Here is a 25,631-nt window from a genome sequence, read left to right as displayed (position 1 = left end):
CCCCTAACGGAAAATGCTTCGATGCATCCCTGCTTTTAAAGCCTGGATGGCTTCTTCAGCGGTGTTTACAATTTGCTGGTGGGGACAAAAGATATTTTTGGAGAGTTCTCGTTGTGCATAAAATTGCCGGACAAAGTCGAGTTTTTGCCATTCCGATACGCGAGGTTGTGTCCAGGTTTTATCATTCCGGCCCAATGCATATACTTTTCTTTCTCTAGTGGCGCAGCGGATACCTTCATAACTGACATTCAAGGCGCCTGCAGAGGATTTGATAACCAAGCTAAAGCGAATGACACCATCTTCACCTATTTTGATGGAGGTTGTGTCAACGAAATATTTGTTACCGCTGACAGCACCTGCATCGAATGCCATCAAATTTTTGTCATCCGGGTAAGCGGGGAGTTGTGTCAGTTGTTCAATCCAGGGTTTGTCGCTTTCAAATTCGTCTTTGAATGCTGGCTTAGCGCAAGCAAACAAAAACAAAACACAGATCAGCGCAAGTGCTCTTTTCATGCAACGGATAAATCATTGAGTAGCGATGCGCGAATGCTGGGATCAACTGCATCTATTGTTGCCTGATAGGCTGGATGATCAACGCCCATGCTTAATGGCGCGCCTTGCTGGAGCGATTGGATCATTTCAGGGGTAAGTTCAAAACGCAGAAAATGAACCGATGAGGTTTTTTCGCTGGTTTCGCGTTCCAGATCTTCATCGGCAATCGCGTACACGGGCGTAAGCCCGGCAATTTTGACCCACACTTTATCCTCAATGCCTACCATGGCAGCCAATTTGGCTGCACGCACCGTTGGGTCAGGGTATTCAATCATCATGGTGGCTTTCCAGTTATGTCCATCCGGAATCAATGGCGTATAAGTTTCAAGCTCATGCACGATCTCTTCTTCCTGAAAAATACGTTCTACGTGCAACATTTCCTGAATTTGATAACGAACGGTCAATTCATCTTCAAAAATCAGCGTAATATTTTCTCCCAGGGCGATTTTTCGTGTTTTCTTATGTGCCATTACTTGCGTCCGGAAATCTTTACGTATTTTGGCGTAAGCTTCCAATGTCAGCAGGTTGTCACGGGTTATTGGCGTCATGTGTTTTTCACCGGGTTGAATGGAATGGGTGACTGGTGCCTTGGATTCGGCCGTCGGCTGAAGACCGGTATCAATGCCATAAGCCATATGCAATAAAGTGAGCGGGTGTAATTTTTGCGCTTTGCTTTCGCCTATGCCTTGTTCGATATGCCGTGCGGCGATGGCGCAATCTGAACTGATGTAATCCGGATCTGATGCAGCCATTTGTTTAAAAACCGGCCGGCCAATTTTCATCGAGTCGGCAAAGTGTTCGCTTTTTACACCCCAAGTGCCATCATGGCCTGAGCAGCGTTCTACGACGTTGATTGTTGTATCGGGTATCAGTTGCAGAATATCGCGAGTCTTTTTGCCAATGTTTTGCACGCGTTGATGGCAAGGGATATGGTAAGCCACATTTCCCAGCGGTTTCTTGAAATCTGTTTTGAGTAAATTGTCTTGGTTTCTTAATGCCAAATATTCAAACGGATCAAACATGGCGGCGGCAACTGCCTGAACGGCTTCATCATGCGGAAACATCAGTGGCAATTCCTGTTTGTACATCAATGTACAGGAGGGCACGGCGGAGAGAATGGCATAGCCCGCTTGGGCCAGTTTCAGTAAGTGGGGAATATTTTCATTTTTGAGCTTTTCCACTGCTTCCAGATCACCCAGTTCCAGTTTCGGCATGCCGCAACAGGCTTCTTTTTCCACCAGACAGGCTGGGATTTCATTATGTTCCAGTATTCTCAGTAAATCGTGGCCGATGCCCGGTTCATTATAATTGATATAACAGGTGGCATAAATGGCGACCTTGCCGGGCGTGCGTGCGCCATCTTTTACCGGGAAAGTATCGTTGGGTGTGGCGTTCTCGCGAAATTTTTTGGCCGTGTATTCAGGCAGTTTTCTATCGGCATGAATTCCCAGCATGCTGTCCATTAACTTGCGGGTAACCGGAGTTTTGTTAATGGTATTTACGGTTTGAACTACCACGGGAATAGTGGCAAGCTTACCCATCAAATCAGTGCTGGAGAGCAATTTGTCACGAAAACCGGCGCCCTGACTTTTATATTTGGCTGCTTTGGCGCGTAACATCAGATGTGGAAAATCAATATTCCACTCATGCGGCGGCACATAAGGACATTTGGTCATGAAACACATATCGCAAAGATAGCAGCGATCGACCACTTCCCAGAACTGGTTTTTGTTGACGCTATCCAGCTCGCCGGTGGCACTTGCATCAATCAAATCAAACAAGCGTGGAAAAGCGGTGCAAAGATTGACGCAGCGGCGGCATCCCTGGCAAATATCGAAAACGCGCTCCATCTCCTGATTCAGACTGACTTCGTTATAAAAATCAGGATTTTTCCAGTCAATGGGATGACGTTTCGGTGCTTCGAGACTGCCTTCACGAGTAGACATAAACGGGTTTCAGCGAGTAGAAAATTTATTCGATTAAAAGATGGGGTTTAACCAACGAATAGTTAGATAAACCCCAGTGACTCGATGCCATAAGCGATCGTATCGTGTAACGAATTAATCGGCTAAGCTATCGAGTGCGCGTTGAAAGCGATTGGCATGAGAGCGTTCAGCTTTGGCCAGCGTTTCAAACCAGTCAGCGATTTCGTCAAACCCTTCATCGCGCGCTGTTTTTGCCATGCCTGGATACATGTCGGTGTATTCATGCGTTTCACCTGCAATGGCTGTTTTCAGATTGTCGCGGGAAGCACCGAAAGGCATGCCGGTAGCCGGGTCGCCACAGTTTTCCAGATATTCCAGATGGCCATGCGCGTGACCGGTTTCACCTTCAGCGGTAGACCGGAATACAGCAGCGACATCATTTTGTCCTTCTACGTCGGCCTTAGCTGCAAAATATAAATAGCGACGGTTAGCTTGAGATTCGCCGGCAAAAGCGGCTTTCAGGTTTCCTTCTGTTTTAGATCCTTTCAGTCCCATTATTTTCTCCTTTTTAGATTAACGAATTATTGTAGTTGATAAAGATGAAAAAAATGTATTTACGTATCGCACAAAACTTAGAGTAACTGAGAAACGCGGGCGTGAGGTGATGATTCTGCATCTTGCCAAAGTTTTCTTCAGTTTAATCAGAGCATGGCGAGTGCGTGAAAATACAAAATCCAATCCGTGCAAGGAGACTATCGAAGGGCTTGTGGATTGTCAACTGTCTGGGTGTAGAACAAGTAAACTTTCGGGTTAGTAGCGAAAGGTTTTCGATGTTCTATTAAGGTATCTGAAGAAGGCGTATCAAGTTGATTGCCGTTTGCTTCTCTTTGGCTGCATGGAAGGGGGAAATTCTAGTAAAATTGATCTTTCTAGGCAGTTGTCCTCAGTACACCCAGTGAGTATTCGGTATTCAATTTGTAATTTCACCTAACAAACAATATTTAATCAACAATTTTTCAGTTTAATCACTGCGTCAATTAGCTCACTTTATGCGATCACTTCCTTATTGGCGCCTTTCCGGTTTTTATTTCTTTTACTTTGCGGTGATTGGCGCATTTGCACCGTATTGGAGCTTGTATTTACAATCCCTTGGATTTAGTGCGTTGCAAATCGGTGTATTAATGTCATTGCTATTATTTACCCGGATTTTCTCGCCTGCCGCCTGGGGCTGGTTGGCCGATCATATGGGGAAGCGCGTTCGGGTTGTGCAAATTGCTGCTGCCAGTGGATTATTAAGTTTCTGCGGTTTTTTCCTGGGCGAATCGTTTGCCTGGGTATTTTTTGTTATGTTGTCAATGAGTTTCTTCTGGAGCGCCTCGTTGCCGCTTATGGAGGCGATTACCTTGTCGCATCTGGGCGAGCGCACCGATAAATACGGGCGTATTCGTTCCTGGGGCTCCGTCGGGTTTGTTTTGGCAGTAGTTGGTATCGGTTATTTCTTGCAAAGCGTAGAAATTATCTGGTTACTTTGGATTATTCTGGGATTAAAGTTTGGTATTTTGATTTTTTCTTATCAAATTCCTGAGAAGGAAATCATCAACTATACCGCGGGACTGCATACGGTACGGCAAATCTGCCTGCGCCCGGAAGTCATGGCTTTTTTGATCGCCAGTTTATTGATGTTGTTTGCGCATGGGGCTTACTATACATTTTTCTCGATCTATCTGGTTGAGCATGGCTATGACAAAGGGTTTGTCGGGTGGTTATGGGCTACCGGTGTGATCTGTGAAATCGGTATTTTTTTTATTATGCCTTGGCTGATGCGGCATTTTAGTTTAAAGCACATATTAATTTTTAGCTTTGCCTGCGCTATTCTGCGTTTTCTGCTGATAGGGCAGGGCGTCGAGTGGCCGTTAAATATCGTTTTTGCACAAGTTTTACATGCCGCAACTTATGGCGCGCATCATATTGCGGCCATGATGGTGATCCATCAATTCTTTCATGGCCGTCATCAAGCGAAAGGTCAAGCGATTTATACCAGCATTGCTTATGGACTGGGTGGCGCCTTGGGAGCAATCTCTAGCGGTTATACCTGGGATTGGCTGGGAGCGGAGACCACTTTCTTTATCAGTGCTGCCGCGGCGTTAACAGGCATGATATTAATCGCATGGAAAATGAAACCATTCAGTCATCAATAGATTGTGCTGCGTATAGTTTGTTGAATCAGTAAACTTTATGGGATAATTGCAGGCTAATTAAAAATTTTAAATTTGTATGATGCAAACGTTATACGACAAGCTGTGGAATCAACATGTGGTTCATACTGAATCGTCCGAGCCGGACAGTATGGCATTGATCTATATTGACCGCCATTTAGTGCATGAAGTGACCAGTCCGCAAGCATTCGAAAGCTTAAAGCTGGCTGGACGGAAGCCGTGGCGACTTGATTCTATCCTGGCCGTTGCGGATCATAATGTTCCAACGACCGATCGCAGTCATGGCATACATGACCCCATTTCTCGTTTGCAAGTCGATACATTGGATCAGAATTGCGATGAACTGGGGATTACTGAATTCAAAATGCAGGATTTGCGCCAAGGTATTGTGCATGTCATTGGCCCTGAACAAGGCGCCACATTGCCCGGTATGACGGTTGTTTGTGGCGATTCACATACCAGTACGCACGGTGCTTTTGGTTGCTTAGCATTTGGTATTGGCACTTCAGAGGTTGAACATGTATTAGCAACACAGTGCCTATTGATGAAAAAAGCCAAAGCCATGCGTATTTCCGTTGAAGGCAAATTGAGTTTGGGAGTTACCGCTAAAGATATCGCTTTGGCAGTCATTGGCGAAATCGGTACTGCTGGCGGCACGGGTTATGCGATCGAATTTACTGGCAGCGCTATCCGGACGCTATCTATGGAAGGGCGTATGACGCTGTGTAATATGGCGATTGAAGCCGGTGCGCGCGCTGGTATGGTGGCTGTTGATGATACAACGATTAATTACATTCAAGGACGGCCTTTCGCACCCAAAGGTGAGTTGTGGGATAGGGCAGTTGCTTATTGGCGCACACTGCAAAGCGATGCCGATGCGGTTTTCGACCGGACAGTTGCCTTAGATGCTGCACAAATCAAACCCCAGGTTACTTGGGGGACTTCTCCCGAAATGGTGACCACGATTGATGGCACGGTGCCGGATCCTTCTCTCGTTACCGATGAAGTGAAGCGCCATGATCTGCAACAAGCGTTAAATTATATGGGGTTAGTTGCTAATACACCGATTCGGCAGATTACCCTCGATAAAATATTTATTGGTTCTTGCACCAATTCACGCATTGAAGATTTGCGGGCAGCCGCGCAAATCGTTAAAGGAAAACGCATTGCAGCAAACATCAAGCTGGCGCTGGTTGTGCCTGGCTCAGGTTTGGTCAAGAAACAAGCCGAACAAGAAGGGCTGGACCGGATTTTTCTCGCAGCCGGGTTTGAATGGCGTGAACCCGGTTGTTCCATGTGTCTGGCAATGAATGATGACCGGCTGACTGCCGGTGAACGCTGCGCTTCCACATCAAATCGAAATTTTGAGGGCAGGCAAGGACCCGGTGGCCGAACACATTTGGTTAGCCCGGCAATGGCTGCAGCGGCTGCAATTGCCGGTCATTTTGTCGATGTGCGTGAAATAGAATAGGCGAGTAACCTAATCAATGGAAAAATTTCATACTTTTACTGGTTTGGTGGCACCGCTGGATCGTGCTAATGTCGATACCGATGCGATCATTCCAAAACAATTTCTTAAATCGATCAAACGCTCGGGCTTTGGTCAAAACCTGTTTGATGAATGGCGCTATCTGGATCATGGAGAGCCCGGAATGGATCCGGTGCAGCGTCAACCGAATCCGGAATTCGTGTTGAATCAACCGCGTTATATAGGTGCGCAGATATTATTGGCGCGTGCAAATTTTGGTTGCGGATCGAGCCGCGAGCATGCGCCGTGGGCACTTCAGGATTATGGTTTTCGTGTCATCATCGCCCCCAGTTTTGCGGATATATTTTTTAACAATTGTTTCAAGATTGGTTTATTACCGATCATTCTTGACGCGGCAGTACTGGACCGTTTGTTTGAAGCAGTCAAATCAACTGAAGGATACAAATTTACGGTAGATTTACAGAAACAAACAGTGACTACGCCAAACAATGAGGAATTTAGCTTTGACATCGATACTTTTCGCAAACACTGTCTATTGAATGGCTTGGATGAAATTGGATTGACGTTGCAACGGGCAGAAAAAATTAAACAATTTGAACAGAAGCGGCGCAACGAGCAGCCTTGGCTGTTTATGTGAATGACATTGCTGAAAGTTAGGATATGATGAAAATTGCTGTTTTAGCGGGCGACGGTATCGGACCGGAAATCGTAGCGCAAGCCGTGCGTGTATTGGATGCTTTAAAATCCGACGGTTTGGCGATTGAATTGGAATATGGATTGATCGGCGGTTGTGCTGTTGACGCGACCGGAGAACCATATCCTGAAGCAACGCATCGTTTGGCCAGCCAAGCGGATGCGGTTCTGCTCGGCGCTGTGGGTGGCCCTCAATATGACTTATTACCGCGCCCCCAGCGGCCCGAACGCGGCTTGCTTGCTATTCGTAAGGAGCTGAACTTATTTGCCAATTTGCGGCCAGCGATACTTTACCCGGAACTGGCCAATGCTTCCAGCTTGAAATATGACGTGGTTGCCGGACTCGATATTATGATCGTGCGTGAACTTACCGGAGATATTTACTTTGGTGAACCGCGCGGTATTGAGATGCGTGACGGGCAACGTGTCGGCTTTAACACGATGATATACAGCGAAACAGAAATCCGGCGTATTGCGCATGTGGCTTTTCGGGCATCCAGTAAACGGCAGGGCAAGTTATGCTCCGTCGATAAAATGAATGTGCTGGAATGTACGCAATTATGGCGCGATGTTGTTATTGAAGTATCCAAGGAATACCCGCAAGTGACGCTTTCACATATGCTGGTCGATAATGCCGCCATGCAATTGGTCCGTAATCCGAAACAGTTTGATGTGATTGTGACCGGGAACATGTTTGGCGATATATTGTCTGACGAAGCCTCAATGTTAACCGGATCGATTGGAATGCTGCCTTCTGCTTCCCTGGATGAAAATAATAAAGGTTTGTACGAACCGATTCATGGCTCAGCACCCGATATTGCCGGGAAGGATCTGGCTAATCCGCTTGCTACCATACTTTCAGTTGCCATGATGCTGCGCTATACGTTTAATCAGGAGGAAGCTGCGCTTCGAATCGAGAATGCGATTAAGAAAGTTTTGGCGCAGGGCTTCAGAACAAAAGATATTGATGAACCGGGTATGAGATCTGTCGGTACGCAAGCAATGGGTGATGCCGTATTGTCATTGCTGTGAAAGGGTTCTAAATCGCGAATTTAATTTAGGGATAGATTGAATTAAGGTGGAATTAGCGCATTAAATCATTTGTTATAGCTTTATAAAGTAAGCTAATATTTAAGCAGGTGTTTTTTATATAGTTAACCGATTGTCAATTTTAGGATAAGAGATAAGCAATGAAACAAGTTGGTTTTGTTGGCTGGCGAGGAATGGTCGGCTCCGTATTAATGCAGAGAATGCGAGAAGAAGAAGATTTTTCGCTGATAGATCCTGTTTTTTTTACAACATCACAAAAAGGTGGTGCGGGTCCTGAAATTGGCAAGGAAATTCCATCCTTAAAAGATGCCTTTGATATCAAACAGCTCAGTGCCATGGATATCATTATTTCCTGTCAGGGTGGCGATTATACCAACCAAGTTGTCAAACAATTGCGTGAATCCGGATGGCAAGGCTATTGGATAGATGCCGCGTCTACGTTACGCATGGAAGATGATGCGGTTATTATACTGGATCCGGTCAATATGCCAGTGATCAAACAGGCGCTGCACGATGGAGTCAAGAATTATATTGGCGGTAATTGCACGGTAAGTCTGATGTTAATGGCGGTCGGAGGTCTCTTTGAAAAAGGTATGGTGGAATGGATGAGCGCCATGACTTACCAGGCGGCATCGGGGGCGGGAGCCAAAAACATGCGGGAATTACTCCAACAAATGGGTGAAGCGCATAGGGTGGCAAAAGATTTACTGGATGATCCTGCTTCAAATATTCTCGATATAGATCGGGAAGTTGCAGGTACCTTGCGCAATAATAAATTCCCAACAGAAAATTTCGGTGTGCCATTGGCAGGCAGTTTGATTCCTTGGATCGATAAAGAGGTGGCTAATGGACAGAGTCGTGAAGAATGGAAAGGTCAGGCAGAGACCAATAAAATCCTCGGCAGAAGTAACCGGCAAATTCCTGTTGATGGTATCTGCGTGCGTGTCGGTGCGATGCGATGCCATAGTCAGGCTCTGACGATCAAATTAAAACAAGATGTACCATTAGATGAAATTGAAGAAATTATCGCGAGCTCCAATGATTGGGTGCAAATTGTTCCCAATGAACGAGCAGCAACAACCTCAAAATTAACACCCACAGCAGTCACAGGTTCCCTGTCGATACCTGTCGGACGTTTGCGAAAACTGGCGATGGGTGGAGAATATTTGTCTGTTTTTACAGTAGGTGATCAATTGCTCTGGGGTGCTGCGGAGCCTCTACGGAGAATGTTGCGTATACTGATTGAGCATTAATATATTCATTGATTTGTTCTCTTAACAGGCTGTTTAAAAACGTATTCTAATTAGACGATGCAAGGCAAAAACAGGCGAAAAAGCGCAGTTTATGCTTAATAAATGAGTATTTTGAGCCTGCTTTTAACACCGCAGCGGCAACGCAGATGGTTTTTCAACGGCCTGTTAAAGATTTTAGCTGATGATCGGTTTGTTTAAAATGAATTAGCCCGTAATTCGAGGCATAATCGCAGCTTGCGGGATTACGCAACAATGCTAGCCTTTCGATATTTATTTTCAAAAAACCAGAGAGGGTACTTCGGTGTATAAAACATCTTTTAGAGTAAGCTTGTTTGTAATCATTCTGATGTTACCATGCGCTGTTATTCAGGCAGCGGGACTCGGTAAATTGACACTCAATTCAGCATTGGGACAACCCTTAAATGCTGAAATCGATATCGTTGCCACCAACAGTGATGAAGTGCAATCTCTAAAAGCAAGTGTCGCAACGCGGGAGGCATATACGCAAGCTGGTATAAACTATGAATCTATCCTGTCGTCTGTTAAAGCTTCGATAGAGTCGAGGACTAATGGCAATCCCTATATCAAGCTGACTTCGCCGCAAGCTGTTAATGATCCCTTTTTAATGATATTGATGGAGTTGAATTGGGCTTCAGGGCGCATTTTGCGCGAATATACCGTCTTACTCGATCCTGTTGAAGTGAATACACAGAATCTTGCTGCGGCGAATAGCAATCCCGCCCCGATGATAATGGCAACAAGACTAGATGCTGAAAAGTCTCCTGATAGCGGAAAAAATAATCAAGCGGCAAGCTCATCTAAATCGAAGAGTGGTTCTACGAGTCAAACGAAGAAAACTTATGGACCGGTGAACCGGGGAGACACCTTATCGTCAATTGCCCGCCAGGTTTTGCCGGCTGGAGTCGATCTTAATCAGATGCTTGTGGCACTTTATCGCGCCAATCGTGACGCCTTCATTGCTGACAACATGAATTTGCTCAGGGCTGGTGTCGTTCTAAAGATACCCGAAAAAAGTGAAATATCAGCCATTGATACATCAACTGCGAAGGCCGAAATCAAAACACAGATTGGGGATTGGCGTAATTATCAAGGAAAGTTAGCGACGATCAGCAGAGAATCACCGGCACCTCACACAATCAGTCAATCGGATCAAGGTCAAATCACGACCAGTATTGATAAAAAATCTATCTCGGCAGCCGGGGCTCCTAAAGAAGTTTTGAAACTATCGAGCGGCGCTCAGTTGCTTGACAAAGATGGTCAGATTGCTGAATCCACTTTAGTAGACCGTCTCCGGATGATGGAAGAAGATGCAATTGCACGCAATCTTGCTTTGCAGGAAGCCAATCAGCGTGTGGCGATGCTGGAGAAAAGCATTGAAAATATGAAGCAATTATTGGAATTGAAGGATTCCGTTTTAGCTCAAGCACAAATTAAAGCAGAGTCTGTTACCAGACAACCAGAAGTGCGTTCACCTGTGACGGTCGGTTCTTTAACGGAAAAAGATCCAAACCTGGGCGTGAATCCCTCTCAAGTACAAGAAGTCCCGGTCATTCAACCAGCCACTGAAGCAGTTGTACAGAATACAACAGTCAATCCACCGCAATCACCTGAAACTGCGGATCGATCCTTGACTGATCAACTATTCGATCATATCGAATATATTGGTGCTGCCTTGGCCATAGCGCTGTTACTCGCTTTGTTGATTCTTAAGCGGCGTCGAGATCAGTTAAAAGATGATGTGGTAGAAGATGATACAACGAAAGAAGACTTTTCTTCCTCGATGAGATCGCGGATGGCCTCAATGGCGGCTGCTCAGACTGCTGCGCCGATTGTCGATTCGACTCAGCCTGCATCAGAAGCCGAGGATGATTTAACCTATGAGAACATCAACGCCTATGCTGAAACTGAAGAACAGGATGACGCATTTGATAAAGAGGTTACATCATACGAAGAGGATGCTGAGCACTTTGAAAAATATGACTCAAACACAGCATCCATTTCCGAATCCCAGGTCGAGGATGAGTTATTGCCAGATAATTTACAACAGAATGTTGAAGCAGATTTAAAAGAAGACCTTGAAGAAGATTATAGTCAATTCATTGACTCTTCACAAAGGAATGGTTCAGCAGAATTTACTAATGAAATTGATTTTGATTTGAGTGATGAAACTGATGCTGGCAAAAAGAATTTAGCTTTGGATCAATCTTTCTCAACAGATGGCTCTGTGAAAGAAAGTACTCAATTCCCAGATGATTCCGAAAGTTTGAAAGAAGCTAATATTTCCGATTATGCATTGGAGATTAATTTTGATGAACCGGAGCAGCATTCTGTAAATTCCAATGTTGATGCAGAAGAAAAGAATAATGAAGGAGTAAATCTTGATCTTGCTAATGCAGATATCGATCTGACTGAAGAAGAATCTTCCAATGAAATTGAAATTCCCAAGATAAGTGATGAATTAACCGAAGAGCCTTTGGAATTCGACCAATCTCCTGAGATTGCACCGGATACGATGGAATCAGAGTCATCATCTAAGATGCCTGAGCTCGAATTAGCCGATATTAACTTGGATCTTGAAGAAGATTCCAATCCGGTGGATGAAAAAGACGAGAAGGCGGATTTAAATGATACGGGTGAGCAATGGCAGGAAGTTGAAACCAAACTCGATCTGGCAAAAGCTTATCTGGAAATGGATGATAAAGAGGGTGCCAAAGAAATGCTTGAAGAGGTGATGCGCGACGGTGATACAAAACAAAAAAAAGCTGCAAAGAAAATGCTGAAAAGCTTATAACGATATCTAGTGGTCATATAGCTATATTAGACATTGATCAATTTGAAATGGCGGTTTTTTCTTTGTGCGGATAGTTCTTGTCTTAGAGTATGACGGTAGCCGATATTGCGGTTGGCAAAGTCAACCGGAAGGTTGCTCGATTCAGGATGCGCTTGAGACAGCCTTATCTAAGATAGCAAAAGAAGCAATTCGCGTGATTACCGCTGGACGCACCGATGCGGGGGTCCATGCACTGTATCAGGTCGTGCATTTTGATACGCTTGCACAACGACCTATCAGTGCATGGATACGTGGGGTGAATGCGCTATTGCCAGGGGACATAGCAATATTGTGGGCAACAGAAGTATCAGATGAATTTCATTCAAGATACAGTGCAGTTGAGCGGCGTTACATTTATTTACTATTAAATCAACCCGTTCGTCCAGGAGTTCATGGAAAAAAAGTAGGATGGTATCATCAGCCGCTTGCGTTGGAGAAAATGCAAGCTGCAGGTAACATCTTAATCGGCGAGCATGATTTTTCCTCTTTTCGATCGGCCGAATGCCAAGCAAGATCCCCTATCCGGACAATTACACAATTGAACATCTCCCGCCAGGGAAATTTATTAATTTTTGATTTGCGCGCTAATGCATTCCTGCAGCACATGGTAAGAAATATTATCGGTTGCCTTGTATATATTGGTAAAGGAAAGTATTCTGCTGAGTGGATGTGTGAATTACTGGTAAGCTGTAATCGGATATACGCGGCACCAACTTTTTCTCCTGCGGGGCTATACCTGGCTGGTGTGAAATATGACTGCGGCTGGTGCATGCCGGAATTAGGTGAAGTGCCAATTATTCCAGGACTATCCATTCGAAATTAAGAATCCAAGTAAGATTATTGATATTATGTCAGTGCGCGTAAAAGTATGTGGAATTACCCGTTGTGAAGATGCGCAAGCGGCAGTTCAATTAGGTGTCGACGCAATTGGTTTTGTTTTCTGGCAGCAAAGTGCACGTTATATTGATCCGGATTCGGCACGCCGGATTGCCGCAAATATACCGCCTTTTGTTTGTGCCGTCGGTGTTTATGTCAATCCTGATGCCGCATGGGTTGAAGAAACCAGTAAAGTTGCGAAATTAAATCTTCTCCAATTTCATGGCGATGAAACACCGGAATTTTGTAATCAATTTTATCAGCCTTATATTAAGGCGCTAAGAGTCAAACAAGACACAGATTTGCTACAATACGCTGAAAGATATAAGACTGCAAAAGCATTATTGCTGGATACTTATGCTGCAGATATGCCTGGTGGTACGGGACATACTTTTAATTGGCAGCTTATCCCGCAATATCTGCCATTGCCACTTATTCTTTCTGGTGGTTTAAATCCAGATAATGTGGCAATGGCTATTCAGCAAACTCAGCCGTGGGCGGTTGATGTTTCAAGCGGTGTGGAAGCTTCAAAGGGTATTAAAGATGAGAAAAAAATTTTTGCTTTCATGCAAGGAGTTAAACAATTGTGAGTGCTTACGATCTCCCCAATAAGAATGGTCACTTTGGACCTTACGGAGGCATATTTGTTGCTGAAACATTAATTTCGGCACTGGAGGATTTACGCAAGCAGTATGAATTTTATCGTGATGATCCGGATTTTCAGGCAGAGTTTGCCTATGAGTTAAAACATTATGTAGGACGTCCCAGTCCAATCTATCACGCCAAAAGATGGTCTGAGCATTTGGGCGGTGCGCAAATACTGTTGAAACGTGAAGATTTGAATCATACCGGCGCGCATAAAATCAACAATACAATCGGACAAGCATTGCTAGCCCGGCGCATGGGAAAGAAACGCGTCATTGCTGAAACAGGTGCCGGTCAGCATGGTGTGGCCAGTGCGACAGTGGCGGCGCGTTATGGGATGGAATGCGTTGTTTATATGGGTTCTGAAGATGTTAGGCGGCAAGCAACCAATGTCTATCGCATGAAACTCTTGGGTGCAACAGTTGTGCCGGTAGAATCGGGATCTCGAACTTTAAAAGATGCATTAAATGAGGCCATGCGTGACTGGGTTACTAATGTTGAGAACACTTTTTATATCATTGGCACAGTCGCCGGACCGCACCCCTATCCGATGATGGTCAGGGATTTTCAGGCGATTATAGGAAAAGAGGCCAAGGTGCAAATGCAAGAGGATTTTAATAGGCAACCGGATGCGCTCATTGCTTGTGTCGGTGGGGGATCAAATGCAATCGGGTTATTCTATCCGTATATTGATGATGTGAATGTCCGGTTGATTGGTGTGGAAGCAGCGGGAAAAGGTATTGATACCAACCAGCATGCAGCGACCTTATCAACGGGTAGGCCTGGAGTATTACATGGAAACCGTACCTATCTCATCCAGGATGAGAATGGTCAGATTATTGAAACACATTCTATATCAGCCGGTCTTGATTACCCCGGCGTTGGGCCGGAACATGCTTGGCTGAAAGATTGCGGGCGTGCAGAATATGTTGCAATTACCGATGATGAGGCGCTAGAAGCATTTCATACACTTTGTCGTTATGAAGGCATAATGCCTGCGTTGGAATCAAGTCATGCTCTGGCTTATGCCGCTAAGTTTGCGTCTACATTGTCGAAAGACAAATTACTGCTGGTTAATCTGTCCGGCCGGGGTGACAAGGATATGGCAACTGTTGCGCAAATGTCCGGGTTAACGCTCTAGCGTTTCGCTAATCAGTGTTGTGATATTTGTAATTTTCCGAAAAGAATTGAGAGCGGATTGAGCCGATGAGCCTAGATATTATCAAGAATTTAATGAATTTTTTTAGTGGACAAAGCGATACTAAAGAAATAAATCGTATTGCTAAAACATTCACCGCTTTAAAAAAACAGAATCGGAAAGCTTTAATTCCATTTATCACGGCAGGCGATCCCAATCCCGGAATCACGGTACAGTTAATGCACCAGCTCGTACAATCAGGCGCTAATATCATAGAATTAGGCATACCTTTTTCAGATCCGATGGCCGATGGACCTACGATACAAAGATCTTCTGAACGTGCTTTAAAACATCATGTGAGCCTGAATAATGTATTGGATATGGTGGCCGAATTCAGAAAAACGGATAGGGACACGCCTGTGGTTTTGATGGGATATGCAAATCCTATTGAAGCATCTGGCTATGAATTGTTTGCGGGCAAAGCAAAAGATTGTGGTGTCGATGGTGTTCTAATCGTTGACTATCCCCCTGAAGAATCGGGCGAATGGGTGCAATGCCTGGATCGGCATGGAATTGATGCAATCTTTTTGCTGTCTCCCACAACGCCCCAGGAACGTATTGAGCAAGTGGCAGTAATGGCTAAAGGTTATATTTATTATGTTTCGTTAAAGGGTGTGACCGGAGCATCACATCTTGATCTTCAAGATGTTAGCGCAATGTTGAAGCAGCTGCGTCAGCATATTTCACTTCCGATTGGTGTTGGATTCGGTATTCGTGACGGAGCAACAGCCAAAGCAGTGGCCGGTCTGGCGGACGCAGTGGTGGTTGGTAGTCGAATTATTGAAGAAATTGAGAAATCTCCGGATACGGAGCTACTGAATAATGTAGGAAACTTGTTAAGCACGTTGCGCAAAGCCATCGATGAAAATTAAAGCAATATTCAATCTACAGTTTAGGAAACGATACTCATGAGTTGGTTTCAGAATATTATTCCGCCAAAAATTAAAAGAAAAGAAGCCGGCGAAAAGAAAATCGTACCAGAAGGCTTGTGGAGTAAATGTAGTACCTGTGAAGCTGTTTTATATTACACAGATTTGGCTAAGAATCTGAATGTTTGCCCAAAATGCGATTATCATAATCGTATTTCTGCGAGAAATCGTCTTGATTTGTTGCTTGATCCCGGTAGCCGTAATGAGATTGGTGCTGAGGTAATCGCCACTGATGCACTTAAATTCAAAGACAGTAAACGCTATGTAGATCGCTTATCGCAAGCGAAGGAAAGCACTGATGAAGATGATTCTTTGGTTGTAATGCAAGGAACCATCAAGACTGTCCCGGTAGTCGTTGCAGTATTTGAATTTGGTTTTATGGGCGGTTCGATGGGTTCTGTTGTCGGTGAGCGTTTTGTACGTGGTGTAAAAACTTGTATAAATCAACATTTGCCATTTATTTGTTTTAGCGCCAGCGGTGGTGCACGCATGCAGGAAGGTTTGTTTTCACTCATGCAGATGGCTAAAACAACCGCTGCGCTGACTCGGTTAAGCCATAACAAGTTACCTTTTATCTCAGTGTTGACCGATCCAACCATGGGCGGTGTTTCAGCAAGCTTTGCCTTCATTGGTGATGTCGTCATTGCCGAGCCCGGTGCACTTATCGGGTTTGCTGGTCCGCGTGTTATTGAGCAGACAGTGCGTCAAACACTTCCGGAAGGCTTCCAGCGAGCTGAATTCTTATTGCAGCACGGCGCGATTGATATGATTGTGGATCGAAGACAAATGCGCGACAAAATTGTCAATCTTTGTACGCAATTGATGCGTGTACCTGCACCCATTTCCTAAGCCAAGACAGTTCATCCTTCAACACTCACCATTCTAGATAAATAGTGATTCATATTACATGAATGCACCAAGTGGAGAGCCAAACTCACTCGCTGACTGGTTAACTTATCTTGAAGCGCTTCATCCCAAAACCATTGAAATGGGATTGGATCGTGTGAGTCGGGTCAAGCTGGAGCTTGGATTGGTGCCGGAATTTCCGATTATAGTGGTTGGCGGAACAAATGGTAAAGGTTCCGTGTGTGCGATGCTAGAATCGATATTGTGTTGTGCCGGTTATAAAGTAGGATGCTATACCTCGCCGCATTTACTTCGCTATAACGAGCGCATTCGTATTGACAAAGAAGAGATTGATGATGAAAGACTTTGCTGCGCATTTGCGCAAATAAATGACGCAAGGAAAAATTGTCAGACTTCCTTAACTTTTTTTGAGTTTGGCACATTGGCTGCGATGTATCTGTTTATGCAGGCCCGAGTTGATGTGGCAATTTTGGAAGTTGGTCTGGGCGGTCGTCTTGATGCTGTTAATGTGTTTGACGCGGATTGTTCAATTTTAACCAGCATTGATTTGGATCATATGGAATACCTTGGAGATACGAGGGAAAAGATAGGATTTGAGAAAGCTGCGATTTTTAGGAAAAACAAACCAGCCATCTGTGCGGAAATTAATTTGCCAGATTCTGTCAATCAGCAAGTTGAAAATATCGGTACAAATTTTTTTCAATTTACAAAAGCATTTGGTTTTTCGAAGAAGAATACACAATGGGATTTCTGGGGACCGAAGGGTTGGCGATATTCTCTGCCTTTGCCAGCTTTGCGCGGTGAGAAACAGCTGCAAAATGCGAGTACTTGCTTGGCTGCACTGGATGCGCTAAATGAATTGTTGCCTGTCAGTATGAATGACATACGTCAAGGATTAACTGAGGCTGTCATACCAGGCAGATTTCAGGTTGTCTCAACGCAACCGATGATTATCCTGGATGTGGCGCACAATCCAGCTGCAGCTTCTGTTTTATCTGAGAATTTAGCCGCAACAAGACCGGCAGGAAATACTTATGCAGTATTTGCTATGTTGCAGGATAAAGATATTTATGGAGTTATTCAGGAATTAAAAAAAGAAATCGATTACTGGCTGGTTTCATCTACTCCCACTCCTCGCGCTGCTGCTGCAGATTATTTAATGAATGAAATTCATAAGGCCGGTATTTCAAATAATAAGAATGTCATTTATAAGTTCCCGGATTGTGTGGCAGCTTTTGTTTTTGCCTGTGAACAAGCGACTAAAAATGATAGAATCTGCATATTCGGATCTTTCTATACGGTGGGTGACGTGTTGTGTTATTTAAACACGCTTCATAGCAAGTAATAATTGGATATTTCAAATGACTAAAAATATCAGTGAGGAAGAATTATTACTACGAAAACGCGCAAGAAGACGTTTGGTCGGCGCTATCGTTCTGGTTCTCATTTCGGTAATTGTGTTGCCGATTATATTTGATGAGCCAAAATCCGAGAATGAAAAACATGAAATTGCCATTAATTTGCCCATACCCAGTAAAAGCAGCAAAAATAGTTTTGTACCCAAAGCAGAGCTAGCAGGGCAGGAAACTTTTAATGGGGTAGATGCATCACCCGAATTACAGAGCAAACCTAAAACTACTCCGCAGAACATCGAAGATACTATCGAAGTGTCAGGCGAACAGAAACGCATTCCGATTCCCGGCATCAAGCCGAAAATTGATAAGCATCCCATTGAAGTAAAAAATCCGAATGCTACAAATATTGCAGCGGCTACTGTCACGGCGACGACTCCTGCAACTACTCCTGCAACTACAGATATGACGAAGGGATTTGTCGTTCAGCTAGGTGCATTCTCTGATCAATTGAAAGCAAAACAGCAACAAGCGAATTTGGTATCGAATGGATTTAAGGCCTATACTGAAACACTTAAAATCGATAATAGTGAAGTAACTCGTGTACGTATTGGCCCTTTTGTGACACGAAACGCGGCTGAGAATGAATTAAAAAAGCTTAAAAAGATTGGATTGGATGGGGTAGTGGCTCCAAGATGATTGTGAAGTTTGATCAGAATCTAAATTTCATATTTCTACTAGCTCTTGAGTTAACTATAATTTATAGTGCTTAATAACAAGAATCGTATCAAATTTAACCGATGACTGTTTTTGATTATGTCGTATCCGGTATTTTTCTTGTATCGATAGTTTTAAGTATTATTCGAGGATTTGTTCGTGAAGCATTATCTGTTGCTGGCTGGATAGTTGCTTTTATAGTTGCTAGCGCGTACGCATCATTTTTTGAACAATTTCTGCCTGCTGAAATAACTGGTGAGACACTTCGGGTTTCTATTGCATTTGTTTTAGCATTTCTTTCAGTATTGCTGATTACAGCCCTGGCGACAATGTTGTTATCTGTTTTGATTAAAGGTATTGGATTAGGGTTTATTGATCGATTGCTTGGTTCTGTATTCGGCTTCATAAGAGCGCTAGTCATTGTGATGTTGTTGGTTTTGATCGCTGGATTAACAACGATTCCTAATCAAGTATTCTGGCAGCAAGCTGTTTTGAGCCGTCCGCTGGAAGCGATAGCAATACAAGTTTTACCGTGGTTGCCAAACGATCTGTCAAAGCGTATTAGCTACGAAAGAAAAGAAAATTCTTAATATGATTCACTAGCACTGAAATGCACTAAGCACGCACTTGTATGACTATTATTCCATTTAGCAAATATTTTCAATCTATATCTTTAAACTGATTAGAGCAAATCTTACGGAGTATTTCTATGTGTGGAATTCTTGGCATTGTTGCAAAATCGCCAGCTAATCAATTGCTTTATGATGGCTTATTAATGCTGCAGCATCGCGGACAAGATGCAAGCGGTATAGTAACCGCACGAGGCAATACTTTTCATATGCACAAAGGCCTTGGTTTGGTGCGTGATGTATTTCGTACCAGAGATATGCGTGCATTGGCCGGTAATATCGGTATTGGCCATGTGCGTTATCCCACAGCCGGATCTGCCAATTCTTCAGCTGAAGCGCAACCTTTTTATGTGAATTCACCTTTTGGTATTGTACTAAGCCATAATGGGAATCTGACAAATGCGGAGGAACTTAGCCAAGAATTATTTAGGGCTGACTTAAGACATGTCAACACTAACTCAGATACTGAAGTTCTTCTGAATGTTCTCGCACACGAATTACAGGAAAGCACGCGTAATTGCCAACTTGATCCTGCCACAATCTTTACTGCTGTATCGGGCGTACATAGACGTTGCAAAGGTGCCTATGCTGTTATAGCCATGATTGCCGGCTACGGCTTGTTAGCTTTCCGCGATCCGTATGGCATACGCCCGTTAGTTTTTGGTACGGTAGAGAGTGAAAACGGACATGAATACTTGATTGCTTCAGAAAGTGTTGCTCTCGATACACTGGGCTTTAAACTGATACGCGATGTGGCGCCAGGAGAAGCTGTTTTTATTGATGAAGCTGGAAATTTTTACAATAAACAATGCGCAACCAATTATTCGCTAAATCCTTGTATTTTTGAATATGTGTACTTAGCTCGGCCTGATTCTGTGATTGATGGCATTTCGGTCTATGAAACACGATTGAACATGGGCGAGCACCTTGCTGAGAAAATTAGAAAATCAATGCATCATCTGGACATTGATGTGGTAATTCCAATACCTGATTCAAGCCGGCCGAGTGCCTTGCAACTCGCCAATCAATTGGGGGTTAATTTTCGCGAAGGCTTTGTTAAGAATCGTTATGTCGGCCGTACCTTTATCATGCCTGGTCAACAACAGAGACGTAAATCAGTACGTCAGAAACTCAATGCAATAGGCATAGAATTCCGTGGCAAAAATGTTTTATTAGTTGATGACTCGATTGTCCGTGGCACTACAAGTCGTGAGATAGTGCAGATGGCACGTGAGGCTGGCGCACATAAAATTTATTTTGCATCCGCAGCCCCTCCAGTGAGATACCCCAATGTGTACGGTATAGATATGCCTACACGGCAAGAACTAATTGCAACCGATCGAAGTACAGAGGAAATTTGCCGTGAAATTGGTGCCGATTATCTGATTTATCAAGATCTTGAGGCACTTAGCCGTGCCATCTCAAAAATTTCACCTACTGTAAAAAATTTTGAGACTTCATGCTTTGATGGAAACTACATAACAGGCGATGTAACGACAGAATATTTACGCACTATTGAATTGCAACGAAATTCCAGTCAACCGTTATTACAAACCAGATCCAATACACAACTTGATTTAAGTTTGGTTTTTTCGGATTAGCTTTTCTGTGGAAACTGATCCGTTTGCTACCATCAATCAGGTCCATAGTAGTAAATACTATAATATTTTCAGATTGATAACATTTTTACGTTTTTGCTTGAGGTTTTATATACATGTCTGATCATTTACAGCCAGAGACACTTGCACTCCATACCGGTATTCATCGCAGCCAGTTTAATGAACACTCCGAGGCAATGTATTTAACATCAAGTTTTGTTTTTGATAGTGCTGCTCAGGCAGCCGCGCGTTTTTCCGGGAGTGAGCCGGGGAATATCTATTCCCGGTTTACCAATCCCACTGTAACCGCATTCGAAGAACGGCTTGCTGTACTGGAAGGCGCAGAAACATGTATTGCAACTTCTTCCGGCATGTCAGCCATACTAGCATGTGTAATGGGCTTACTTTCTGCTGGCGATCATATCGTTGCATCGCGCAGTTTATTTGGTGCCACTGTCAATTTATTCAATAACATATTGAAGCGATTTAATATCGATACAACGTTTGTATCAGCTACAGATGTGAATTTATGGGAAACGGCAATACAGCCCAACACCAAACTATTCTTTCTGGAAACACCGTCCAATCCATTAACAGAAATTTCAGATATCGCTGAATTATCAAAAGTAGCCCGGAAGGCCGGTATCTGGCTGGTCGTTGACAATTGTTTTTGTACGCCCATTCTGCAAAAACCGCTCGAGCTGGGTGCTGATATTGTCATACATTCTGCAACCAAGTATTTGGATGGACAAGGCAGAGTATTGGGGGGGGCCGTATTAGGTAACCAGGAATTGCTAATGGAGGGGGGGATATATGGCTTTTTGCGCACAGCCGGACCAACACTCAGTGCATTTAATGCTTGGGTTATATTGAAAGGTCTGGAGACACTCAAAATACGCGTGGAAGCACATGCCGGGAATGCCTTGAGAATGGCCCAATGGCTTGAATCTCAACCGAATGTGACACGCGTATTTTATCCTGGATTAATGTCTCATCCGCAATATGAGCTGGCAAAATATCAACAGAAGTCAGGTGGCGGTATTGTCACATTTGAGGTGAAAGGTGGCAAAGAGGCGGCTTGGCGTGTCATAGATTCAACGCGGCTGATATCGATCACTGCTAATCTAGGCGATGCCAAGAGCACATTGACACATCCTGCAACAACAACCCATGCTCGTATTAGTCAAGAAGCACGGGATGCTGCTGGCATATCCGATGGGTTGCTACGTATCGCAGTGGGGCTGGAAGCGGTACAGGATCTTCAGGATGATCTGGCACGAGGGTTATCGTAAAGAGCGTTGGTTGCATGTGCCATGTTTAATTTAACCAAAAAGGCTTGTTGATTATTGCCAGTGACTAAATTACTTCAGCTTTCTGGATAATGACATCTTCGATCGGGACATTCTGGTGACCAGCAGAATCTCCAGTCTTAACTTTCTTTATTTTATCAACAACATCTTGCCCCTCAACCACTCTCCCAAATACACAGTAACCATAGCCTTGTGATGAAGGGGATTTGTAATTTAGAAATCCATTATTGGCCACATTGATAAAAAATTGCGCGGTTGCAGAATGCACGTCAGCAGTACGTGCCATTGCTATGGTATAGGTATCATTTTTAAGCCCATTAGCAGCCTCGTTTTGAATGGGCGCTTGCGTGGTTTTTTGTTTCATTCCGGGCTCAAATCCACCGCCCTGAATCATAAAATCATCAATAACACGATGAAATAATGTGTTGTCATAAAATCCGCTGGTTACGTAATTGAGAAAGTTTTGTACAGTTTCAGGCGCTTTCTCATTATCCAGTTCAAGCGTTATAACACCAAAATTCGTTTGTAATCTGACCATATCAATCCTTTGTGGGTTTATGATTCCAGTTATTGAGGGTTTTGTTTCTCAGAAACAGGCAGTTTAGTAATTTCTTCGATGATTACGCTGTCTTTGGGGACATCTCCCGGGAAAGGACCGCCCGGGCCGGTTGGTGCGGATGCGATCTTATTTACAATTTCCATACCAGTGATTACTTTACCAAATACAGTGTATCCATAACCGCTTTGACTGGGTGCTTTATAATTAAGGAATCCATTATTCGCGACATTGATAAAAAATTGCGCGGAGGCAGAATGCGGATCTGATGTGCGTGCCATTGCTATTGTTCCGATCTCATTCTTTAATCCATTGGCAGCTTCATTTTGAATCGGTGGCCTGGCCGGTTTTTGCTTGAAAGCATTATCGAATCCGCCGCCTTGTATCATAAAACCGGATATCACGCGGTGAAACAGCGTATTTTTATAAAAACCTTCTTCAACATATTGCAGGAAATTCTCAACTGTTTTGGGTGCTTTGTCCGGATAAAGCTCGAGTACGATATTCCCTAAGTTCGTTTTCATTTCAACCCGTATGTCTGCAGCATTAACACCGATATTTATCGAGATTAAAAACAGAAAAATCAAAATCTGGCGGAGTCGCATAGATATCCTATTAGTTATAAACGAGGGTAAGAGTTTAATATTTACAATATGCTATACTCATTGGTTATTTATTTTTGATTCAGTCATCAAGAACATCCAGAATTCTATCAAGAAGATAGTCAGCTCTACAATTTTATCTGTTGGCCTTATGCTTAAAATTTATAACTCAATCGCCCGGGAAAAACAAGATTTTGTTCCCATCATACCTGGAAAAGTAAAAATATATGTTTGCGGCATGACCGTTTATGACTACTGTCATCTAGGGCATGCGCGGGTTCTGGTTGTTTTTGATACGGTTATCCGCTGGTTTAAGGCGAATGATTTTGATGTCAGTTATGTGCGGAATATTACCGATATCGATGACAAAATTATCAAACGTGCGCAAGAAAACAATGAATCAATCGGAACGCTGACACAGCGTTTTATTCAGGCCATGAATGAGGATTCTTCAGCGCTGGGTGTTTCATCACCTACCTACGAACCGCGTGCAACGGATTATGTCGAGAACATGATCGGTATGATCGGCACCTTGATCGAAAAGGATCTCGCCTATCGGGCAAGTAATGGCGATGTATATTATGCTGTCCATAACTTTCCAAGTTATGGACAGCTTTCCGGCAAATCTCTGAATGATCTGCGTGCCGGTGAACGCGTAGAAATCGATTCTAATAAAAAAGACCCGTTGGATTTTGTGCTGTGGAAATCGGCAAAGCCGGGAGAGCCCTTTTGGGAATCACCGTGGGGGAGGGGGCGCCCCGGCTGGCATATTGAGTGCTCGGCAATGAGTGAGCAATTGTTGGGTGTGCATTTTGATATACATGGCGGAGGACAGGATCTGCAATTTCCACACCATGAAAATGAAATTGCTCAAAGTGAAGGCGCGCATGATCATCCCTTTGTGAATTACTGGATGCATAATGGATTCGTGCGCGTTGATAATGAAAAGATGTCAAAGTCTTTGGGTAATTTTTTTACGGTTCGAGAAATATTGAAACATTATCAGCCTGAGGTAGTGCGTTTCTTTATTTTGCGTGCGCAATACCGTAGCCCATTAAATTATTCTGATCAGCATCTCAAAGATACAAAGCTTGCACTGGATCGTCTGTATATTGCACTTAAGGAAGTTAAACCGATTGATATGCCGGCGATAGATTGGAATAATCTTCATGCGCAGAGATTTAAAACTGCAATGGAGGATGACTTTAATACACCGGAAGCAATTGCAGTATTATTTGAGCTTGCCAGTGATGTCAATAAAACGGGTTCAAAAGAGAATGCGGGGCTACTAAAAGGATTGGGTAATTTATTGGGTTTGTTGCAGCAGAATCCGCAAGAATATTTGCAAAATAAAGTTGTTACTAGTGAATTGAATTCTTTACCGCAAGATGCGATTGAACGGTTGATTCAGCAGCGGATAAGCGCACGCAAAGAAGGCCGGTATTCCGATGCCGATGCGATCCGTAAGAATCTTCTGGAACAAGGCATCATTCTTGAGGACAATCCCCAAGGCACTACCTGGCGGCGCTCATAAATATTCGTAATTTATACGGCCTATATTTTCCATAGATACAGTGTAGAGTTTGAGAAATCATCGAGTTGGATACTTTTATACGGTGTGATGCCAGGGATCATGAAAGTATTGCTGATGAGCAGACTGCCCGGCCGCATTTCCTTATTTGCTTTGTGCCAAAGCGATGCCATAGGAACCGGCGACAGATAGGCATAGACAACATCATATTTTGAGAAATCGTATTCCCAGAAATCTCCCCAAAATACTTTACAGGTTGAAGCGCAAAGTAGACTTCTCAGCTTACTGATTAAAAATGGCAAAGGTGCGGATTCAATGCCGTGAAATATTCCATTTCTGCGGGTATTTGCCAGATTCTTCACTAAGCCGCCGCAACCGCTTCCCAGATCAACAAAAGAAAATTGTCCCTGCTCAGGTAACAACGCTTCCAGTGCATGATTTACCCTTTTACTTGAAAGATAAAGCGGTACTTGGGTTTTGTAAGTTTTTCCATAAACTAATACTAAGCAGAGGAAAAATATTAGAAACCAAGTTGAAGAAATATTTAACGCCAGTGTAGTGATGACCAGAGGAATAAATGCCAGGTGAATCGGAATCCACCATACCGGCATTCTCATGGAATAACTGATCAGTCCAGACAATAATCCCTGCACTAAGCTCCATTCGAATAGACTCAATGCGATTACGGATTGCGATACTATAATAAAGCCAATCAAAACAATGGTTATTATCTGAATAAGCAGAGCGATAACGACTGGGTGCTGGTATTTTAACATTTAGGGTTGATTGTAT

23 protein-coding genes are annotated in these 25,631 nt (G+C 43.7%); 17 read left to right on the top strand and 6 right to left on the bottom strand.

Annotated features, from left to right (window positions below; all coding sequences use genetic code 11):
- Positions 1-3 precede the first annotated feature (3 nt).
- From NIT79A3_RS12250 to NIT79A3_RS12240, 3 genes are all read right to left on the bottom strand, one after another.
- The gene (locus tag NIT79A3_RS12250) at positions 4-513 is read right to left on the bottom strand and encodes a CNP1-like family protein (protein ID WP_013966506.1); all 510 of its coding nucleotides are present in this window, start codon (positions 511-513) and stop codon (positions 4-6) included.
- Positions 510-2,498, bottom strand: a complete 1,989-nt coding sequence (locus NIT79A3_RS12245; RefSeq protein ID WP_013966505.1) for a DUF3501 family protein — start codon at positions 2,496-2,498, stop codon at positions 510-512. The genes NIT79A3_RS12250 and NIT79A3_RS12245 overlap by 4 nt, the downstream gene beginning before the upstream one ends.
- A 114-nt stretch (positions 2,499-2,612) precedes the next feature.
- Entirely contained in the window at positions 2,613-3,032 is a 420-nt protein-coding gene (locus NIT79A3_RS12240; RefSeq protein ID WP_013966504.1) for a rubrerythrin family protein, read from the bottom strand.
- A 494-nt stretch (positions 3,033-3,526) separates the two neighbouring features.
- On the opposite strand from NIT79A3_RS12240, the gene NIT79A3_RS12235 reads away from it, so the two are divergent.
- The 16 genes from NIT79A3_RS12235 to NIT79A3_RS12160 all read left to right on the top strand — a co-directional run bounded on the left by NIT79A3_RS12235 (position 3,527) and on the right by NIT79A3_RS12160 (position 22,132).
- Complete coding sequence (locus NIT79A3_RS12235; RefSeq protein ID WP_013966503.1) at positions 3,527-4,675, top strand: MFS transporter; 1,149 nt, start codon at positions 3,527-3,529, stop codon at positions 4,673-4,675.
- 79 nt (positions 4,676-4,754) lie between these two features.
- A complete protein-coding gene (gene leuC, locus NIT79A3_RS12230; RefSeq protein WP_013966502.1) occupies positions 4,755-6,164 on the top strand; it encodes a 3-isopropylmalate dehydratase large subunit in 1,410 nt (469 codons plus the stop codon).
- Between the two features lie 16 nt (positions 6,165-6,180).
- Complete coding sequence (gene leuD / locus NIT79A3_RS12225; RefSeq protein WP_013966501.1) at positions 6,181-6,819, top strand: 3-isopropylmalate dehydratase small subunit; 639 nt, start codon at positions 6,181-6,183, stop codon at positions 6,817-6,819.
- Positions 6,820-6,845: 26 nt separating this feature from the next.
- A complete protein-coding gene (gene leuB / locus NIT79A3_RS12220; protein ID WP_013966500.1) occupies positions 6,846-7,907 on the top strand; it encodes a 3-isopropylmalate dehydrogenase in 1,062 nt (353 codons plus the stop codon).
- Between the two features lie 158 nt (positions 7,908-8,065).
- Entirely contained in the window at positions 8,066-9,178 is a 1,113-nt protein-coding gene (asd, locus tag NIT79A3_RS12215; protein ID WP_013966499.1) for an aspartate-semialdehyde dehydrogenase, read from the top strand.
- A 301-nt stretch (positions 9,179-9,479) separates the two neighbouring features.
- Entirely contained in the window at positions 9,480-11,990 is a 2,511-nt protein-coding gene (locus NIT79A3_RS12210; RefSeq protein ID WP_013966498.1) for a FimV/HubP family polar landmark protein, read from the top strand.
- Positions 11,991-12,054: 64 nt separating this feature from the next.
- Entirely contained in the window at positions 12,055-12,852 is a 798-nt protein-coding gene (truA, locus tag NIT79A3_RS12205; RefSeq protein WP_013966497.1) for a tRNA pseudouridine(38-40) synthase TruA, read from the top strand.
- A gap of 25 nt (positions 12,853-12,877) precedes the next feature.
- Positions 12,878-13,495, top strand: coding sequence for a phosphoribosylanthranilate isomerase (locus NIT79A3_RS12200; protein WP_013966496.1), 618 nt, complete (start codon positions 12,878-12,880; stop codon positions 13,493-13,495).
- Entirely contained in the window at positions 13,492-14,691 is a 1,200-nt protein-coding gene (gene trpB, locus NIT79A3_RS12195; protein ID WP_013966495.1) for a tryptophan synthase subunit beta, read from the top strand. The genes NIT79A3_RS12200 and trpB overlap by 4 nt, the downstream gene beginning before the upstream one ends.
- Positions 14,692-14,819: 128 nt before the next feature.
- The gene (trpA, locus tag NIT79A3_RS12190) at positions 14,820-15,620 is read left to right on the top strand and encodes a tryptophan synthase subunit alpha (protein ID WP_041360973.1); all 801 of its coding nucleotides are present in this window, start codon (positions 14,820-14,822) and stop codon (positions 15,618-15,620) included.
- Positions 15,621-15,656: 36 nt separating this feature from the next.
- Positions 15,657-16,526, top strand: a complete 870-nt coding sequence (gene accD, locus NIT79A3_RS12185; protein ID WP_013966493.1) for an acetyl-CoA carboxylase, carboxyltransferase subunit beta — start codon at positions 15,657-15,659, stop codon at positions 16,524-16,526.
- Between the two features lie 58 nt (positions 16,527-16,584).
- Positions 16,585-17,889, top strand: coding sequence for a bifunctional tetrahydrofolate synthase/dihydrofolate synthase (folC, locus tag NIT79A3_RS12180; RefSeq protein WP_013966492.1), 1,305 nt, complete (start codon positions 16,585-16,587; stop codon positions 17,887-17,889).
- A gap of 16 nt (positions 17,890-17,905) precedes the next feature.
- Positions 17,906-18,595, top strand: a complete 690-nt coding sequence (locus NIT79A3_RS12175) for an SPOR domain-containing protein (protein ID WP_013966491.1) — start codon at positions 17,906-17,908, stop codon at positions 18,593-18,595.
- A gap of 101 nt (positions 18,596-18,696) precedes the next feature.
- Positions 18,697-19,203 (top strand): CvpA family protein, encoded by a 507-nt coding sequence (locus NIT79A3_RS12170; protein ID WP_013966490.1) that lies wholly within the window; start codon positions 18,697-18,699, stop codon positions 19,201-19,203.
- A gap of 119 nt (positions 19,204-19,322) precedes the next feature.
- Positions 19,323-20,843, top strand: a complete 1,521-nt coding sequence (gene purF, locus NIT79A3_RS12165) for an amidophosphoribosyltransferase (protein WP_013966489.1) — start codon at positions 19,323-19,325, stop codon at positions 20,841-20,843.
- A 113-nt stretch (positions 20,844-20,956) separates the two neighbouring features.
- Entirely contained in the window at positions 20,957-22,132 is a 1,176-nt protein-coding gene (locus NIT79A3_RS12160) for an O-succinylhomoserine sulfhydrylase (protein ID WP_013966488.1), read from the top strand.
- 64 nt (positions 22,133-22,196) lie between these two features.
- Here NIT79A3_RS12160 and NIT79A3_RS12155 read toward each other — a convergent pair whose 3' ends face one another.
- On the bottom strand, positions 22,197-22,688 hold the full coding sequence (locus NIT79A3_RS12155; protein WP_013966487.1) for a peptidylprolyl isomerase: 492 nt from the start codon (positions 22,686-22,688) through the stop codon (positions 22,197-22,199).
- 29 nt (positions 22,689-22,717) lie between these two features.
- The gene (locus tag NIT79A3_RS12150) at positions 22,718-23,230 is read right to left on the bottom strand and encodes a peptidylprolyl isomerase (protein ID WP_348225617.1); all 513 of its coding nucleotides are present in this window, start codon (positions 23,228-23,230) and stop codon (positions 22,718-22,720) included.
- A 229-nt stretch (positions 23,231-23,459) separates the two neighbouring features.
- Between NIT79A3_RS12150 and cysS the strand changes: the two genes are divergently transcribed.
- Entirely contained in the window at positions 23,460-24,842 is a 1,383-nt protein-coding gene (cysS, locus tag NIT79A3_RS12145; protein ID WP_013966485.1) for a cysteine--tRNA ligase, read from the top strand.
- 20 nt (positions 24,843-24,862) lie between these two features.
- On the opposite strand, the gene NIT79A3_RS12140 is transcribed toward cysS, so the two are convergent.
- A complete protein-coding gene (locus NIT79A3_RS12140; protein ID WP_013966484.1) occupies positions 24,863-25,615 on the bottom strand; it encodes a hypothetical protein in 753 nt (250 codons plus the stop codon).
- Between the last annotated feature and the right edge of the window lie 16 nt (positions 25,616-25,631).

The organism is Nitrosomonas sp. Is79A3 (genome assembly GCF_000219585.1).
Taxonomy (GTDB): Bacteria; Pseudomonadota; Gammaproteobacteria; order Burkholderiales; family Nitrosomonadaceae; genus Nitrosomonas.
Note: the sequence above shows the minus strand (reverse complement) of the source record. Positions and strands in the feature narration are given on the sequence as shown.